15 protein-coding genes are annotated in these 16,509 nt (G+C 44.6%); 6 read left to right on the top strand and 9 right to left on the bottom strand.

Translation table 11 applies throughout. The annotated features are described in order from the left end of the window. Positions 1-18: 18 nt before the first annotated feature. The gene (pheT, locus tag R7P69_RS08590) at positions 19-2,424 is read left to right on the top strand and encodes a phenylalanine--tRNA ligase subunit beta (protein ID WP_053303165.1); all 2,406 of its coding nucleotides are present in this window, start codon (positions 19-21) and stop codon (positions 2,422-2,424) included. A 214-nt stretch (positions 2,425-2,638) separates the two neighbouring features. On the opposite strand, the gene R7P69_RS08585 is transcribed toward pheT, so the two are convergent. Beyond that, a complete protein-coding gene (locus R7P69_RS08585) occupies positions 2,639-3,520 on the bottom strand; it encodes an AEC family transporter (protein WP_005377901.1) in 882 nt (293 codons plus the stop codon). Between the two features lie 534 nt (positions 3,521-4,054). Between R7P69_RS08585 and ihfA the strand changes: the two genes are divergently transcribed. Then, on the top strand, positions 4,055-4,351 hold the full coding sequence (gene ihfA, locus R7P69_RS08580) for an integration host factor subunit alpha (protein WP_005377899.1): 297 nt from the start codon (positions 4,055-4,057) through the stop codon (positions 4,349-4,351). Between the two features lie 121 nt (positions 4,352-4,472). Here the strand turns inward: ihfA and R7P69_RS08575 are convergent, their stop codons facing one another. Next, positions 4,473-5,252 (bottom strand): phosphoribosylglycinamide formyltransferase, encoded by a 780-nt coding sequence (locus tag R7P69_RS08575; RefSeq protein ID WP_025766820.1) that lies wholly within the window; start codon positions 5,250-5,252, stop codon positions 4,473-4,475. Between the two features lie 315 nt (positions 5,253-5,567). Between R7P69_RS08575 and R7P69_RS08570 the strand changes: the two genes are divergently transcribed. Then, complete coding sequence (locus R7P69_RS08570; protein WP_021707633.1) at positions 5,568-6,218, top strand: thiopurine S-methyltransferase; 651 nt, start codon at positions 5,568-5,570, stop codon at positions 6,216-6,218. Positions 6,219-6,290: 72 nt separating this feature from the next. Here the strand turns inward: R7P69_RS08570 and purT are convergent, their stop codons facing one another. The 7 genes from purT to R7P69_RS08535 all read right to left on the bottom strand — a co-directional run bounded on the left by purT (position 6,291) and on the right by R7P69_RS08535 (position 13,881). Then, positions 6,291-7,466 (bottom strand): formate-dependent phosphoribosylglycinamide formyltransferase, encoded by a 1,176-nt coding sequence (purT, locus tag R7P69_RS08565; protein WP_017633939.1) that lies wholly within the window; start codon positions 7,464-7,466, stop codon positions 6,291-6,293. A 143-nt stretch (positions 7,467-7,609) separates the two neighbouring features. Continuing rightward, the gene (gene cdd / locus R7P69_RS08560; protein WP_005377892.1) at positions 7,610-8,497 is read right to left on the bottom strand and encodes a cytidine deaminase; all 888 of its coding nucleotides are present in this window, start codon (positions 8,495-8,497) and stop codon (positions 7,610-7,612) included. Between the two features lie 431 nt (positions 8,498-8,928). Further along, a complete protein-coding gene (locus R7P69_RS08555; protein WP_005377888.1) occupies positions 8,929-9,606 on the bottom strand; it encodes an LrgB family protein in 678 nt (225 codons plus the stop codon). 1 nt (position 9,607) lies between these two features. Beyond that, entirely contained in the window at positions 9,608-9,982 is a 375-nt protein-coding gene (locus R7P69_RS08550; RefSeq protein ID WP_005397786.1) for a CidA/LrgA family protein, read from the bottom strand. Positions 9,983-10,037: 55 nt separating this feature from the next. Then, on the bottom strand, positions 10,038-11,459 hold the full coding sequence (gene sbcB / locus R7P69_RS08545; RefSeq protein ID WP_318111460.1) for an exodeoxyribonuclease I: 1,422 nt from the start codon (positions 11,457-11,459) through the stop codon (positions 10,038-10,040). 158 nt (positions 11,460-11,617) lie between these two features. After that, positions 11,618-12,991 carry an L-cystine transporter gene (locus tag R7P69_RS08540; protein ID WP_025766775.1) on the bottom strand — a complete coding sequence of 458 codons (1,374 nt, stop codon included), beginning with the start codon at positions 12,989-12,991 and terminating at the stop codon, positions 11,618-11,620. A gap of 200 nt (positions 12,992-13,191) precedes the next feature. Continuing rightward, positions 13,192-13,881, bottom strand: a complete 690-nt coding sequence (locus tag R7P69_RS08535; RefSeq protein ID WP_318121561.1) for an NAD(P)H-binding protein — start codon at positions 13,879-13,881, stop codon at positions 13,192-13,194. A 248-nt stretch (positions 13,882-14,129) separates the two neighbouring features. Between R7P69_RS08535 and cobT the strand changes: the two genes are divergently transcribed. The 3 genes from cobT to cobU are packed head-to-tail and all read left to right on the top strand — an operon-like array spanning position 14,130 to position 16,509. Next, positions 14,130-15,173, top strand: a complete 1,044-nt coding sequence (gene cobT, locus R7P69_RS08530; RefSeq protein ID WP_318121560.1) for a nicotinate-nucleotide--dimethylbenzimidazole phosphoribosyltransferase — start codon at positions 14,130-14,132, stop codon at positions 15,171-15,173. After that, positions 15,173-15,979 (top strand): adenosylcobinamide-GDP ribazoletransferase, encoded by an 807-nt coding sequence (locus R7P69_RS08525; RefSeq protein WP_054576446.1) that lies wholly within the window; start codon positions 15,173-15,175, stop codon positions 15,977-15,979. The genes cobT and R7P69_RS08525 overlap by 1 nt, the downstream gene beginning before the upstream one ends. Further along, positions 15,976-16,509, top strand: a complete 534-nt coding sequence (gene cobU, locus R7P69_RS08520; RefSeq protein ID WP_065274411.1) for a bifunctional adenosylcobinamide kinase/adenosylcobinamide-phosphate guanylyltransferase — start codon at positions 15,976-15,978, stop codon at positions 16,507-16,509. Before R7P69_RS08525 ends, cobU begins: the two co-directional genes overlap by 4 nt.

The following is a 16,509-nucleotide window of genomic DNA, read 5'->3' as shown; positions in this document are numbered from 1 at the left end:
TCCAGAGGGTTCATCAACATGAAATTCAGCGAATCATGGCTTCGTGAGTGGGTAAACCCTGCGGTTACTACTGACGAGCTAACTCACCAAATTACAATGGCCGGTCTAGAGGTAGACGACGTTCTTCCTGTTGCAGGTTCTTTTACTGGCGTTAAAGTCGGTCACGTTGTTGAATGTGGTCAACACCCAGATGCAGACAAACTGCGCGTAACTAAAGTTGACGTGGGTGAAGAAGAGCTTCTAGACATTGTTTGTGGCGCACCTAACTGTCGCCAAGGTCTGAAAGTAGCAGTAGCAACAGTTGGTGCTGTTCTTCCAGGTGATTTCAAAATCAAAAAAGCGAAACTACGTGGCCAGCCATCTCACGGCATGCTTTGTTCATTCACTGAACTAGGTATCGACGTTGAGTCAGACGGTATCATGGAACTAGCAGAAGACGCAGTAGTCGGTACCGATTTCCGTGAATTCCTAGGTCTAGACGACGTAACAGTAGACGTAGACCTAACGGCAAACCGCGCTGACTGTTTCAGCATTCGTGGTCTAGCTCGTGAAGTTGGCGTACTAAACCGTGCTGACGTGACAGAGCCATTAGTAGAAGCAGTTGCCCCTTCAATCGACGATAAAGTGTCTATCGAAGTGAAAGCTCCTGCTGCGTGTCCTCGTTACCTAGGTCGTGTTATTAAGAACGTAAACGTTCAAGCTGAAACACCACTATGGATGCAAGAGAAACTGCGTCGTTGTGGTATTCGCTCTATCGACCCTGTAGTAGACATCACTAACTACGTTCTTCTAGAGCAAGGCCAACCAATGCACGCATTCGATCTAGCGAAGATCGAAGGTGGCATCGTAGTTCGTATGGCTGAGCAAGGTGAGAAGCTAACGCTTCTTGACGGCAACGAAGCAGAACTAAACGCAGATACACTAGTAGTTGCTGACCACAACAAAGCACTTGCAATCGCAGGTATCTTTGGTGGTGAAGAGTCTGGTGTAACAACTGAGACTAAAGACGTTCTACTAGAGTGTGCATTCTTTGCACCTGACCACATCCGTGGCCGCGCACGTAGCTACGGTCTTCACACTGATTCTTCAATGCGTTTCGAGCGTGGTGTGGATTACGCACTACAAGTGAGCGCAATGGAGCGTGCAACACAGCTTCTTGTTGAAATTTGTGGTGGTGAAGTAGCACCTGTTGTAGCTGTAGAATCTGAAGCAGACCTACCTAAGCCAAACAAAGTTGCACTACGTCGCACGAAACTAGACAACCTACTAGGTCACCACATCGCTGATGCTGATGTAGTAGAAATCCTAGAGCGCCTAGGTTTGACTGTTGAAGCTTCAGAAGAAGGTTGGGTGGCAGTAGCGCCAACATGGCGTTTCGATATCGCTATCGAGCAAGATCTGATTGAAGAAGTTGGCCGTATCTACGGTTACGACAACATTCCTAACCAAAACCCAGCAGCAGCACTTAAGATGCACAACCACGTTGAAGCGGATCTTCCACTGAAACGCGTTCGTGATCTTCTTGTTGACCGTGGTTACCACGAAGCAATCACATACAGCTTCGTTGAGCCTGAGCAGCAAAAGCTAGTTGTACCTGGTGTTGAGCCTCTAGTACTTCCAAACCCAATTTCTGCAGACATGTCAGCAATGCGTCTTGGTCTTATCCAAGGTCTGCTGAACACGGTTGTTCACAACCAGAAGCGTCAACAGCCACGCGTTCGTCTATTCGAATACGGCCTACGTTTCATCCCATGTGAATCTGCAGAAAACGGCATGCGCCAAGAGCCTATGCTAGCGGGTGTTATCGCTGGTACTCGCGGTGAAGAACATTGGGATATCGAAACTAACACGGTTGATTTCTTCGACCTTAAAGGCGATCTAGAAGCGATTCTAGAGCTATCTGCGAACGAAAAAGCGTACTCTTTCGCTGCACTGTCACCTGAAAGCAAAAAAGCTAACCCAGCACTTCACCCAGGTCAATCTGCGGCAATCATCGTAGATGGCAAAGAAGTGGGCGTGATCGGTACCGTTCACCCTGAGCTTGAGCGTAAGTTCGGTCTAAATGGTCGTACTATCGTATTCGAAATCGAATGGTCTGCAATTAACAGCAAAGTGATCCCAGAAGCGGTAGCACTTTCTAAATTCCCTTCAAACCGTCGTGATATCGCGGTAGTAGTGGATGAAGCTGTTGCATCTGGTGACATTGTTAACGCTTGTCTAGAGCAAGGTGGCGAGTTCCTTAAAGATGCAAAACTGTTCGACGTTTACGTAGGTAAAGGCGTTGAAGAAGGTAAGAAGAGCCTAGCAATCGCTCTGACTCTACAGTCACTTGAGCGTACGCTTGAAGATGCAGATATCGCTGGTGCGGTTGACGCTATCGTTGCTCACGTTTCTGAGAAGTTTGGTGCGTCTCTACGTGACTAATCTCGCGTAACGTATCTTCTTAAGAAATGAAAACCCTGCCAGTTTGGCAGGGTTTTTTTATTTTTAGGATTACCTTATCGTTGTTCAAGTTCCTTACTGCTCGCACCACCCCTCATTATTTTAAAATACTAGACCAAACTAGGGATGGCCCTTACCCGAGATTAGGAACGTATTGTTTTTCAGCTAATACACGCTAACGATAGCTTATTGGCGGTTAGGCAGCGAGTGAGAGGGTATAGCTAAGCAGAAGAGGCAGCGTAAGAATGCTGAAAAAGTTGCCAAATAGTACCATTGACGCCACCTTCATGGGTTCTATATTCAGTCTTTCCGCAAATAGGTAATTCATGACGGCTGGCGGCAGCATTGTGAAGAGCACCATCATTTGCAATTGCATCGTTGGAAGGGGAATTAACCAATAAATAAGTGCAAAAGCGACAGCACCAGTTGCCAGTGACTGCACGGTACACAACACACCAATCTTTAAACCGTCCAACCGTAAATGACACATTTGTGCCCCCAGAGATAAAAGCATCACGGGTACGGCCGCTTGCCCAAGTAGAGCAGTGGCTTCGTATAAAGGCGCCCATGCACCCACATTTGACACGTTGAGAAACAGAGCCAACGACGCTGCTAAAAAGATTGGCATCTTGACTATTTGCTTAAAAGGGTTGCCATGACTAAGCAGCATTACGCCTAAGCTGATATGCAAGCATGCTGACACGACAAATAAAAGCACTGCTGACGACAGCGCAATTTCTCCAAACGTATAGGTAAACAAAGGAATAGCTAGATTTCCGCTATTCCGAAACATATGTGGTGGCGCCCAGGTTTTAAACGAGAGTGACGTCCATCGACATACCGGGATCATGAGTAGTGCGGGAATTAAAACCGCAACAATTGCCGCCAAAAGAAGCGGCCCCTGATTTGAATCGAGCGGCATGCTAACGAGTGACGAAAATACCAGTGCTGGCGTAAAAACCTCAATATTAATGCGGTTTATTGGGCGAAAGTCAGGCTTGATGTAACGACCGACCAAATAGCCAACTCCGACAAGAGCAAAAACAGGGAAAAGAATATTTATGATTTGATTAATCATGGTCGCCTAGAAGCAGTGTAAGAAGCTAATGAGGAAATACACGAACTTCCACATTATCAATCTTTATATATGGCGTCATCGTTAAACAGCGAGAAGCGTGGGTTTAATCAAGCTTTCAAAGCACAGTTGCAAAGTACAGGTGGTCATACCTTTTAATCTAATTGTTACGTATCGAGTTACATACAAATCACTGAATTTACGACAAGTTCTATGTCAAGTGTCTGTTAAATAACCAATATCTGATATTTTTATTAAATAGTGTTTAATGTTGATATTTAAACTACTTTTAGTTTTATAATCTGGATGTTTTTCCTGATAAAGATGAAACAAAAACAAAAATATCAAATTTCTGGCGTTTAACAATAATTTACGTAGTGCTATTCCTTTTGTTCGCCAAGAAAAAAGTTGGCGAAAATCATAAGCTTGTCATACACTTCCTGATGTAACCCCGATATGTTGTTGAATTGGTAGGGTAAAACTGCTCTGGCGCTACACTAACGTAGCATTGTTTAACATAGCTTTGAGGAAAGTTTTATGGCGCTCACAAAAGCCGAACTGGCAGAAAACCTGTTTGATAAATTAGGATTTAGTAAGCGGGACGCCAAGGAAACGGTGGAAGTGTTCTTTGAAGAGATTCGTAAGGCACTGGAAAGTGGCGAACAGGTAAAACTGTCAGGTTTTGGTAACTTTGATCTTCGTGACAAGAATGAACGACCTGGTCGTAACCCGAAAACTGGTGAAGATATTCCAATTACTGCTCGACGTGTAGTGACTTTTCGCCCGGGTCAGAAGTTAAAAGCTCGTGTAGAAAACCTGAAGAAAGTACAGTAAGCCGAATAAATGGATCACGCTAAGGCGTGGTCTTTTTTTGCGTAAAATTCGTGTGCATACAAATGAAAACCACCGCAATGCGGTGGTTTTTCTGTTTATGAGAGACGCTTAATGATATCGGTTACGCCGCTTCTAGATGCGTTGTTAAGTATGGTTGCCATGCTTGTTGGTACAAGTTCTTAGACTGTGTACGCATGTTGCGAATAGAGGCAAGCTCTATTTCGCTTAGCTCACGTTTTTCCAACATCGCTTGACGTTCTAGTTTCTGGATTTTTTCGTATAGGTCGTGTTCGGGACCGCTTTTTACATCTGCGATTGCTTTCAAGTGCAGTTGAACTTCGGCTACTAGGTTTGTTTTTGGTAAACGAACGAGCAAGTTCAAGTCTCTATATCCTGAAGGGCCAGGTTTTTTGAATCGATTTTTTACTTTCACAATAGTTGTTTCACGCTCTAACGTTTCATAAATGGAGACTAAGCTCGCGACGTCTTCAGCTACAATCGTTGCACGTGCTAGGTCAGTAATACGTTCAACTTTCCCATCTAACTCTAAAGCTATCTTTTCTTCTGCTCGTTGTTTGGATTTCACGCCTGCGAAGTATGGCTGAGCGTCATTAAGAAGTGCGGTACTCTTACAGATAGTTTCAAGTTCAAATTGTGCTTGGTGAGCTTTGCTGTAAAGGATGTCAAAGTCAGAATATGGCTGAGTTGGTGTGGTGTCGATTGACTGAATGCCATATAAACCGCTAAGGCTGTGTTTAAAAAGTTTCGAACAAACTTCGTTTTGGCTGGTTGAACGATTTTGTTCGCCACTAGGCGCAGGGGTAATTGGAAGTGCGGCAAATGCCGGTGCACGGCTAAGTACCAAAAGCATCAATGCTGTAGTACGAAGAAATAAGCTCATTCACTCTCCTTAACTTGCTTGTACTTAGAAAATAGGGAACATAAAGGTCGCTAAGTTCGGCAAATCAGGTACTAACTTATAAATGGGGCCATTACGAAAGATTCCAAGGTTTCAGTTTTATCTTGAAGTAGAATCGTGCGTTAGATCACCATTTCTCTTTTCTTTATTCTGATTATCAGATAAAGGCGCGTCTCCTATGAGACCGATTACATCCTATCACCGCAGTATTAACCAAAGATGAACGGCATAGACAAATTGAAAAAAAACGTTAGTCTTACCTCTCAAAATGAAAACAGCCGACAAGTAGAAAGTAAAATGAGAGACCAAGAATTTTGGCATAACAAATGGGCCAGCAATCAGATCGGATTTCACTTGGAAGATGTAAACCCGCTATTACCAGTATATTGGAAACACACTAATCCAAAGCGTGAAGATAAAGTGTTAGTTCCTTTATGTGGAAAGTCAGAAGACTTGATTTGGCTAGCGATGAAGCATGATTCGGTTGAAGGTGTTGAGCTAAGCCATATTGCTGTGCGTGCCTTTTTTGCTGAACATTTTTACACGCCAACGGTAACGCCTCTTAATGGCATGCACGAGCTTTATCAATTTGATGAGCTCTCTATTTATACTGGGGACTTTTTCACTGCACCAGTATCTCAAGCCGATATCATTTATGATCGCGCCGCGTTGGTTGCTTTACCGCAAGATATGCGAGAGGAGTATGTAGAGCGTCTCAAGCAACTTTTGAACCCAGGCGGTCGTATTTTGCTTGTTACACTCAACTATCCTCAAGAAGAGATGGCGGGGCCTCCATTTAGCGTGCCGGTCGAAGAGATTGAGCAGTTATTTTCAGGTTACAAAGTTACTTGTTTGAACGTAGATGAAGCTGACGAGAATCATCCTAAAATTGCGAAAAAAGGCTTAAGTCGCTTCTCTGAAGAAGTGTACTTAATCGAGAGTGAATAGGCTCTCTTCGGTTTGGAACACGAAATAGCGCAGCAATTTGAGCTGCGCTATTTTTGTATGAGTGGTTCGTATTTAATAAATGATATTCACTTTTGAAGCACTTTCAACAGCATCTTGAACGGCTTCTTCGGTGGTTTTTCGTCGCGTAAGGACAACACCTAAACGGCGGCGACCATCGATTTCTGGCTTACCGAATAGACGAACTTGTGTTTGAGGTTGAGCTAAAGCTTTGCTTAGGTTTTCAAAGCGAATGTTTGTGGAAGTTCCTTGTCCAAGAATAACAGCAGACGCAGATGGGCCATATTGCACAATATTATTAATTGGCATTCCGGTAAACGCGCGCACGTGGAGAGCAAACTCAGACATTTCCTGTGAAATCATTGTAACCATACCCGTATCGTGAGGGCGAGGAGAGACCTCATTGAAAATGACTTTATCGCCTTTAACAAATAGCTCTACACCAAAGATGCCGTAGCCACCGAGCGCGTTTACCACTTTCTCAGCCGTGTATTCAGCTGCTTTTACTGCGTTTTCTGACATAGTTTGCGGTTGCCATGATTCGCGGTAGTCGCCATCTTCCTGACGATGACCAATTGGAGCACAGAAATGCACACCGTCAACGGCTCTGATGGTCAATAAAGTGATTTCGTAATCGAAGTCGATAAAACCCTCCACGATAACGCGACCTGCACCCGTACGCCCGCCTTCCTGAGCGTAATCCCATGCTTTTGTAACGTCGTCTTCGGTCTTGATAACACTTTGCCCTTTACCTGAAGAGCTCATCACAGGCTTCACCACGCACGGAATACCCACATGCTCAACCGCGGCTTTGAAGTCTTCAAAGTTATCTGCAAAACGATAAGGTGAAGTCGTCAATTCCAGTTCTTCTGCTGCCAAACGTCGGATACCTTCACGATTCATTGTTAGCCTGGTTGCCTTAGCGGTTGGAACAACATTCAGTCCTTTTTCTTCAAGCTCTACCAGTTTGCCGGTTGCGATGGCTTCAATTTCTGGTACGACGTAAGTAGGTTGTTCCTTCGTAATAACTTCTTCTAAGGCGTTCCCATCTAACATGTCGATAACATAACTACGGTGAGCGACTTGCATCGCTGGAGCATTGGCATAGCGATCACAAGCAATCACTTCTAAACCAAGTCTCTGGCATTCAATGGCGACTTCTTTACCGAGTTCGCCAGAACCTAAAAGTAATACACGGGTAGCATTTGCGCTAGTTGCAGTGCCAAACATAGTGTTCCCTTACAAAATAGAGTGATGAGACAGAAATTGCAGGAGATCATACTGAAGTTTCATGACAAAGCAAACGTTTGCTTTTGGTTTTTAGGTAATAAAAAAGCTCTACATGTTGTAGAGCTTTTTGTTGAATTTGTCGTTTATACGTTGACAAAACTAAGCGGAATATCTGGATTCAACGCTTCCAACGTTGATTGCGTATCGGCTAAGTGACTGATCTTACCTTCAGAGTTTTCTACCAATGCAGCGGCTTTGATGCTGTCAAAGGTTTCACCCGCAAGTAAAACTTGGATTAGCGCAACTTGTAGCGGTGGCAAGCTAGGATTAAACGCTGCATTTTCTGCATAAGCGCCTTGGAATACACGGCCGCTAGTCATCTCTAATGCTAAACCACTCAAGTTGTTGGTGTATGGAGAGTGGCTCATGTTCATCGCTTCAACTGCACTTTGGATGAGTGCGTCTTCATCATCACATGAGAATTGGTGTTTAACTTCTGCCATTAAGCCGGACTCGATACCGAGATCGTTTGGTCCAAAGGCTTCAGGCAGGTATTCATGAAGTGACTTTTCTTCGCGTTCTGGGAGCTGGATTTTAAGCTCGTTTGCGGTAGATAACTCATTCATGAACTGGCGGCAGTGACCACATGGGCTGAAGTTGATAGTGATATCCTTAACACCACGTTCGCCTTTCATCCAAGCATGGCTAATCGCAGACTGCTCTGCGTGAACCGTTTGACCCAACTGTACACCAAAGAATTCCATGTTGGCACCGAAGTAAAGGCGACCTGAAAGACCACGAACGATAGCGCCGACATAAAAGTCAGAAAGGGGAGCATAGGAGTACGCTGCGGCAAAAGGAAGTAGCGCAACACGAAGCTCTTTGTCTGATAGACCGGTAGCTGAAAGCAACTGCTCAAATTGTTGAACTGAAAGCGTAGCATCAAAATCATCAGCTTGGATGATAGGAGCAAGTTGTTTGGAAAGTGCTTCTGGAGCGCCTGCTAGCGCCTGTTCAATGCGACTTTTCATGTTGAATCCTTGTTATTGCATGGACAGTTATTCTATGTGAAAGATAGAAATGTTCCGTGCGTTAGATCACGATAAATAATGCAATTGATAATTCTGTTACATAATTAGAGTGAGCTCACACATGTATTCGATTGCACAGGTGTGAAGCGTTATCTCCGTCTCACAATTAACCATATCAGTATATATTCATATGACCAAGGAGCAGGAGTATGTTACCAACGCGACTTTTACCGCTATGCTACTTTATACTTACGTAATCTAGAGCGAGTGGTAGCAGCTAGAATGCTAATGCTATGAATGTATATCTCAGTCAAGTCCCTTCACGATATTACTGGGTGAGTTTGATAGATAAGATAGGGTTTTGAAAAGGGATAAGTAAGAAACGGAAAGGCTACGGCCTGCCGGAAGGAGGGCAGACCGAGAGCGCTTAACTATTGATATAGCCAGACCGCCAAAGCAAAAAAACTTGGAGCCAAAATAGAAGTTATGATCCCACATAAAACCAATGCGAGTGATGAGAACGCGGCATCTATGGGCTGTTTCTCTGCACAAGTAGCGGTGCCTAAGGCATGAGAGACTGTACCCATTGTCAGACCACGTGCAATCGGGTGTTTAATTCCAATTAAGTTGTAAATTGGGTATGCCAAAATCGCGCCCAATAAACCAACAATCAGAACCAAGATCGCCGCAACGGCAGCTTCACCACCGAGGTGACTCGAAATTTCCATTGCTATTGGCGTAGTGACGGATTTACCCACTAGACTTGCGATTAAACTGATATCCGCTTTGAAAGCGACTGCGATCAAGGTGGTTGTCATCATCGACATCACACTGCCTACTGTGCAAGCAAAAGTGATGATTCGCCAGTTTGCTTTAATTTGTGGTAGTTGTTCATATAACGGGTAAGCCAGAGCAACTACGGCTGGTTGAAGTAAAAAACTGATCCCTTCGTTATCCGCATAATACGTTTCAAACGGTACATTTAAGTAAGTAAGCAAAGGAATGAGCACTGCAATACTGATCAGCAAAGGATTTGCTAGAGGATTATTCACTTTGATTGCAATTTGGCGCGCGACAAGAAAAACCGCAATGGTAACAACTAACCACATATCAGTGCTTCTCCTTTAGCAAGTAGTCCAGCAGCCAAGCGAGGCTGACTAGTACAATGAGTGAGCCTCCAACTGCGCTAGCAATGATAGGGAGGGCATTAGCGAGTAGCATATCGAAATGTTGCATTAATCCGACGCTAATAGGAACGAACAATAAGATCATATAGCGGATAAATAGCGTGGCGCCCGGTTTGACCCAGTCGACTTTTACAAGCCCAAGAGTCATGGAGAAAAACAGTACGAGCATACCGATGACACTTCCTGGAACGGAAACGCCAGTGAACTTTTGAATGGTAATTCCGATGCCAAGTGCTCCCATGATGAGGAAGATTGAAATGAGCAGTTGGATCAGTTGTAAGAATCGTTCTTTAATCATTTTGACAGTATATAAACAACAAGCACACCATAAGGTGCGCTTGTATTAGGAGGAGTTAGGAAGCTAAGCTCTCTACATAACAGTACACGGATTTTAATATCGCAATCTTCTTTTCGTCACTTTCATGTTCGTGAACTAAGTTTTCTAAATTCAGCATGTACTCTTCAATTTGGCTTTCAAACACTTCTCGACAGTGTAGTGCCCAGCGTCTTTGTTCTTGCTCGTCTAATGTGCCTGGGAAGTTACGCGCACGATAGCGGAACAATAGAGGTTTAATGCGCTTGTCATCAAATTCAATGTCTAATGCAGCAAGATTATTCGGGTCGGTTTCTCGAATGATATCCATAGCTGCGCGATCAGCCGGAGAAAAGAACCCGTCGTAAAGCTGTGTATCGACGTCATCACTTTTATCGAATTTACGCTCGACTGAAAAGAGGCTAATCAGCTTTTCTCTAATTTCAGGATGTTGGCGCAACAAAGCGAGATTAGCGAGACATTGCTGGCGATCAATGCCAATAGACTCCGCATTTTCAGCCGTTAACGTTTTTGCAGGGGCGAGAATAGGGCATTTGTTCAAATGAACTAGTTTAACTGGCACTGGTAGCAATTCACCAAGATCTTCGCGCTTAGTGTAGAGTCTTTCGTGCAGCTCTTCTGCGGATAGTTCAAGAATAGGTTGAGGGTCTTTCGCTAAATCGATGGTGATAACGGCGTTATTATTGGTTGGATGCCAAGCAACAGGCACAATCCAGCTAGTGTACTGGCATTCGCGCCCTAGCATGCCTGAAACGTGCATCAACGGTGTCATGTTGACGATGTCGACTAAATCATTGAGCTTGCGCTTTTGGCGCATAGAAAAAAAGTAATCAAACAATTTTGGTTGCGCTGCTTTTACTTTCTTTGCCATTTCGATAGTCGCAACCACATCTGCCATGGCATCGTGCGCGTTACTATGTTCTATGCCGTTAGCCACAGACAAGTGTTCTAATTTAAAGCTAGTGAAGCCATCTTCGTTTTCTGGCCATTCTACGCCTTCTGGGCGAAGGGCATGGCACGCGCGTAGTACATCGAGTAAATCCCAACGTGAGTTACCGTTTTGCCAACTCCATGCGTATGGATCGATAAAGTTGCGATAACAAGTATAACGGGTCACTTCGTCATCAAAGCGAATGCTGTTGTAGCCTAAACTGGTAGTATTTGGTTTCGCGAGTTCAGTGTGAATCTTAGCGATAAACTCTGGCTCAGAAAGGCCTTCTTGAACCGTTTTTTGCGGAGTAATACCAGTAATAAGCGCAGCTTCAGGAGACGGAAGATAATCAGCCGGTGGTTGACAGTACATGACTAAAGGCTCGCCGATGATATTAAAGTTTTCATCTGTACGAACACCAGCGAACTGGCTTGGGCGATCTTTCGCGGGGTTGGTTCCCCATGTCTCATAATCAAAGAAGAAAAAAGTGGGCTGATTATCTTGGTGCATTCTGCTTACCGTTTACAAAACCGATGACAGTATTAGACCATTCAACGCCTTGACTAGCAACGAAAGATGCAAGTTGAATTTTTTGAAAATGAAAAAAGCCGATGGCGAACCATCGGCTTGATATTTTACGTTTTATCGCTTTGGAAGGAATTTGAGTTCTATGCTCGTGTTTCTTCCAATGTTGCTTCACTTTCTGGTGACTTCAGCACTCTGCTAGCAATTGTACCCGCAGTCATTGAGCCTGAAACGTTTAGTGCGGTACGTGCCATGTCAATCAATGGTTCAATAGAGATAAGCAGCGCTGCGATGGTCACAGGTAAGCCCATTGCAGGAAGAACAATCAAGGCTGCAAACGTCGCACCGCCGCCGACACCTGCAATACCAAATGAGCTGATGGTGATAATCGCAATCAATGACAGGATAAAGTGTAGATCAAGTGGGTTGATGCCCATTGTTGGAGCTACCATCACTGCCAGCATTGCAGGATAGATACCCGCACAGCCGTTTTGGCCGATAGTGGCACCAAACGATGCTGATAGGTTTGCAATCGCTGGTGGTACGTTAAGCTTGGTGATTTGCGCTTCTACGTTTAGTGGAATTGTTGCTGCTGAGCTACGAGATGTAAACGCGAAGGTCAGTACAGGCCAGATTTTCTTAAAGTATTCCGCAGGGCTAACGCCAACAAAAGAGACCAATACGCCATGAACAACAAACATCAGTGCGATAGCAACATAAGACGCCACAATAAAGCCAAGTAGGTTTAGGATGTCGCCTGCGCTTGATGTCGCTACCACTTTTGCCATCAGTGCTGCGATGCCGTATGGCGTTAGGGCCATGATCATCTTCACTAATCGCATAACGATAGATTGAGCAGCTTCTACGAAAGTACGAATCGGTGATTCCAACTCTGCTTTTTCTATCATCACTTTACGAGCGGCGATACCAGTTAACACGCCGAAAATCACAACAGCGATAATCGATGTCGAGCGAGCACCTGTTAGATCAGCAAATGGGTTGGTTGGAATGAAACTAACTAGCATTTGAGGAATAGTTAGGTCACTTACTGTACCGGCACGGCTTTCTAAAACGGCGATACGAGCGGTTTCACGCGCACCTTCAGTTAACCCTTCTGCTGAAAGGCCAAATGTCGTTGTCACCAAGATACCGATAAGTGCAGCAATTGCAGTCGTTACTAAAAGAACAGAGATGGTCAGGCCAGAAATTTTTCCTAAAGAGCCACCTTTCTCCAATTTAACAACTGCAGAGATCATCGATACTAACACCAGTGGCATGATGACCATTTTCAGTAGACCAACGTAGCCACTGCCTACAATGCCTACCCATTCAAGTGTTTGAGCAATTGCGCTGTTGCCTTCACCGTGAATGAGTTGCAAAGCAAGCCCAAAAAGAGAACCGGTAACAAGACCGATCAAAACGAGACGTGAAAGAGTGTGTTTCTTTTGTTGTTGATTAAATAGAAAGAACAATATTCCAACAAAGACGGCTAGAGAGGCTATCACTGCAAAATTCATAATTTTACCTTATCAACCAGCCGAAGTGGCGGTTGTATTTTATACGGGGTTTTATACGGATTTATTTATGGAGCGTAAGATAACGCTCGTGATATAACTTTAAAAATGACAAACGGGTATTAGCTAGATCTAAAATGAATATAAAAACGAGATCTAAGTCGCGTGAGAGTGTGAATTAGCACGTTAATTGTACAAAATGGTTATTCGTAGTGATGCAGTAAGTCACGCATTTCTTTCCTTTGTAAGTAAACCACCGAGTCTTCTTGATAACTGAAAAGTTGATAAATCATCGCTTTGGCGACATCTTCTGCTCGAATCGGTAAAAAGTTGGACAGTTTGCCAAGCATGAATGGGCGAATTACCTTAAACAGAGTTTGTACTAACTTCTCGTCCATTCTTGGGCTTTGACGTTGACCAACAAGCGGGCCTGGGCGAACAAATACGATTTCCTCAAAATCCATAGCTTCGATTCGTTGTTCCATTTGTCCTTTACAAGCTAAGTAATGGGATGGCGTTTTACTATTTGCACCGAGGCTAGAAACAACCGCAAGGCGTTTAACTCCGATTGTTTTCATCTGCTGGGCGACTTTACACACCAGATCAACATCTACTCTACGCAAATTATCCTTACTGCCTGCTTGCTTAAGGGTCGTGCCTAAACAGATAAAGCCGATGGTTGGTGTTGGTTGGTTCTCATCCCATTGGTGGATAGAAAGGTCTGCATCAATGAGAGGAATAAGCTTGTTTTCCACATCTAGGACGCCATCGAGTGGGCGGCGAGAAAGATAATATAGGGTTCCAACACCTGATTGATTTATGAGGTTTGCAATGACTTTTGAGCCTACTAAGCCAGTTGCACCGGCGATGATTGCGCAGGTGTTGTTATCCATATCTTTTCTCCTATATGGGAACATAGTCTAAGCTATTGTAGCGGATTTCAACGAGTTACTTATCATCTCGTGCAAGAAAGGTGAGACGCTCTGCGAACTCGGCAGACTATCCTGAGATAAACTTGATTAGCGCTGCCCCAATTGGATGCAAGTGTATACAATAGTGGGCGCGCAAAAACTGTCGCTGAACAAGACCTCTTGAACAACAGAACACCTCTCACCCAGACAACATCAAAGGAACGTAAAAAATGGATGACTCTTTTGCTGCGGAGATACAAGCACGCATAGATAACAAAACCAAACCCGTCGGTTCTTTAGGCTTATTGGAAAAGGTGGCACTGCAGTTAGCTCTTATTCAAAGTCAGAATAAACCTCAGCCAGTTGATTCCATCGCTATCTGCAAACCAAGCATGCTGGTATTTGCTGGAGATCACGGCGTTGCAGAGGAGGGCGTGAGCATTGCGCCAAGCGAAGTCACTCAGCAAATGGTGGCTAACTTTCTCGCTGGCGGCGCAGCCATCAACTGTTTTTGCGACATTAATGGCATTCAACTCAAAGTAATAGATTGCGGCATGTTGGCTCCTATTGATGTGCTGGTTCCAGAATTTAAATCCCATCCCAACTTGGTTGAACAACGGTTGGGTAACGGTACGGCTAATTTTTCTAAACAACCAGCGATGTCCCCAGAACAAGTGGCGTTAGGTTTAGAATATGGTGCGAAGATTGCTGAGCATACCATTTTGCATGGTTCAAACCTCTTAATGTTCGGCGAGATGGGCATCGGTAATACCAGTTCGGCCTCAGCACTGTTATCGGCGCTGAGCTCATTAGATATTGATTATTGTGTTGGCGTTGGCACCGGAATCAATCAACAGCAGTTGAGCCGCAAATATAAACTGGTAGCACAGGGGGTAAACCGATGTCGAGGTCTTGATACCAAAGCGATTCTCGCACAGGTTGGGGGCTTTGAAATCGTACAAATGGTGGGCGCTTTTTTAGAAGCCAAGCGGCTTAAAACTCCAGTTTTAGTGGATGGGTTTATCGTATCGGTAGCGGCTTATATTGCGACGTTGTTAGACGAAGAAACGCGTGAATACATGTTGTTTGCCCATCGCTCTGAAGAAAATGGACATAAATTTGTATTGGAACATCTTAAAGCCGAACCTCTGCTCGACCTTGGTTTACGGCTAGGGGAGGGAACAGGAGCCGCTCTTGCCTTACTCTTGTTAAAAGCTGCCGCCCAGTTTTACAACAAAATGGCGAGCTTTGAGAGTGCAGGAGTTACAGTTTAGTGTCAGTCCCTGATAATTCTGAGAAAGTCACGCCGTCATCGTTAAGATACCAGTGGGAGTTATTTCTATTAGCTACCAGTTTTTTTAGCCGCTTACCCGTGCCCCAAGCGTTGCCTTACAGTGAAGAACGCATGAATCAGGCAGGCCGTTACTTTGCGTTAGTTGGTCTCGTGCTTGGAGCACTTTGCGCTTTGGTATTCTCGCTCACCTCAATTTTTTTTCCAGAGTCGGTTGCCATAGTATTAACGATGGTGTTTAGCTTATTGTTAACTGGGGCTTTTCACGAAGACGGCTTGACCGATATGGCGGATGGCATTGGCGGTGGCATGACCGTAGAGCGACGCCTCTCTATTATGAAAGACAGTCGTATTGGCACTTATGGTGCCGCCACTCTCATTATGGCGTTATTGGCTAAGTATGTTTTTTGGAGTGAACTGGCTAACTTGCCGCACTTTTGGTTGGTCATTGTCGTCGCTTACACCGCAAGCCGAGCACTAGCAGCGACGCTTATTTATGACATGCCTTATGTCAGTGACAGTGATACGTCGAAAAGTAAACCGCTAGCAAGTCGCCAGTCTTCTCTAGAAGTCTCCATTTTGTTGTTTACTGGTGGCGTAACATTGCTTGTGCTTGGTATCGCGGATGCGATCTTGATATCGCTTGTTCTCGTGGTATTTCGTTTGATGTTCAAACGTTGGTTAACCAAGAGAATTGGCGGCTTTACGGGGGATTGCCTTGGCGCAGCGCAACAGTTGTCGGAACTGCTTATTTATCTCACTATGATTGGGTTGTATCACTCCTCATGAAGCAATTGATACTCGGTGGCGCGCGCTCTGGGAAGTCGCATTTGGCAGAAAAAACAGCTAAGCAATTATCGGTCGCTTCTCATCGATCATTACACTATGTTGCAACCGCGCTGCCATTTGACCAAGAAATGCGAGAGCGAATAGCGCATCATCAAAAGCAACGCGGGGGCGAGTGGCAAGAGCATGAATGCCCCCTTCATTTATCTGAGTTACTGACAAATTTCGCTATCACCGATGTTGTATTGATCGACTGTTTAACCTTGTGGCTCAACAATTGGATATTTGAGTTAGGTGATGAATGTTCCAATGAGAAGCTAGAAGCAGAAATTGAAAAGCTTATACAGGTGGTACGTGGCTCAGATGCGACGTTAATATTCGTCTCTAACGAGGTTGGAATGGGCATTGTACCTTTGGGGGCGGTTAGTCGTTATTTTGTGGATAATGCAGGACGGATGAATCAAAAACTAGCCAGTGTTTGCCATCGCGTTACCTTTGTTGCTGCTGGTTTGCCGTTGGTTCTTAAAGAGTAG

The sequence above is a fragment of the Vibrio sp. 661 genome, assembly GCF_033339315.1.
Classification (GTDB): Bacteria; Pseudomonadota; Gammaproteobacteria; order Enterobacterales; family Vibrionaceae; genus Vibrio; species Vibrio alginolyticus.
The sequence above is the reverse complement of the archived record's forward strand: the minus strand, read 5'-3'. Positions and strand labels throughout refer to the sequence as shown.

Coding starts and splice junctions, on each gene's coding strand:
- pheT (WP_053303165.1), top strand. CDS start 19: ATGAAATTCAGCGAATCATGGCTTCGTGAGTGGGTAAACCCTGCGGTT.
- R7P69_RS08585 (WP_005377901.1), bottom strand. CDS start 3,520: ATGATTAATCAAATCATAAATATTCTTTTCCCTGTTTTTGCTCTTGTC.
- ihfA (WP_005377899.1), top strand. CDS start 4,055: ATGGCGCTCACAAAAGCCGAACTGGCAGAAAACCTGTTTGATAAATTA.
- R7P69_RS08575 (WP_025766820.1), bottom strand. CDS start 5,252: ATGAGCTTATTTCTTCGTACTACAGCATTGATGCTTTTGGTACTTAGC.
- R7P69_RS08570 (WP_021707633.1), top strand. CDS start 5,568: ATGAGAGACCAAGAATTTTGGCATAACAAATGGGCCAGCAATCAGATC.
- purT (WP_017633939.1), bottom strand. CDS start 7,466: ATGTTTGGCACTGCAACTAGCGCAAATGCTACCCGTGTATTACTTTTA.
- cdd (WP_005377892.1), bottom strand. CDS start 8,497: ATGAAAAGTCGCATTGAACAGGCGCTAGCAGGCGCTCCAGAAGCACTT.
- R7P69_RS08555 (WP_005377888.1), bottom strand. CDS start 9,606: ATGTGGTTAGTTGTTACCATTGCGGTTTTTCTTGTCGCGCGCCAAATT.
- R7P69_RS08550 (WP_005397786.1), bottom strand. CDS start 9,982: ATGATTAAAGAACGATTCTTACAACTGATCCAACTGCTCATTTCAATC.
- sbcB (WP_318111460.1), bottom strand. CDS start 11,459: ATGCACCAAGATAATCAGCCCACTTTTTTCTTCTTTGATTATGAGACA.
- R7P69_RS08540 (WP_025766775.1), bottom strand. CDS start 12,991: ATGAATTTTGCAGTGATAGCCTCTCTAGCCGTCTTTGTTGGAATATTG.
- R7P69_RS08535 (WP_318121561.1), bottom strand. CDS start 13,881: ATGGATAACAACACCTGCGCAATCATCGCCGGTGCAACTGGCTTAGTA.
- cobT (WP_318121560.1), top strand. CDS start 14,130: ATGGATGACTCTTTTGCTGCGGAGATACAAGCACGCATAGATAACAAA.
- cobU (WP_065274411.1), top strand. CDS start 15,976: ATGAAGCAATTGATACTCGGTGGCGCGCGCTCTGGGAAGTCGCATTTG.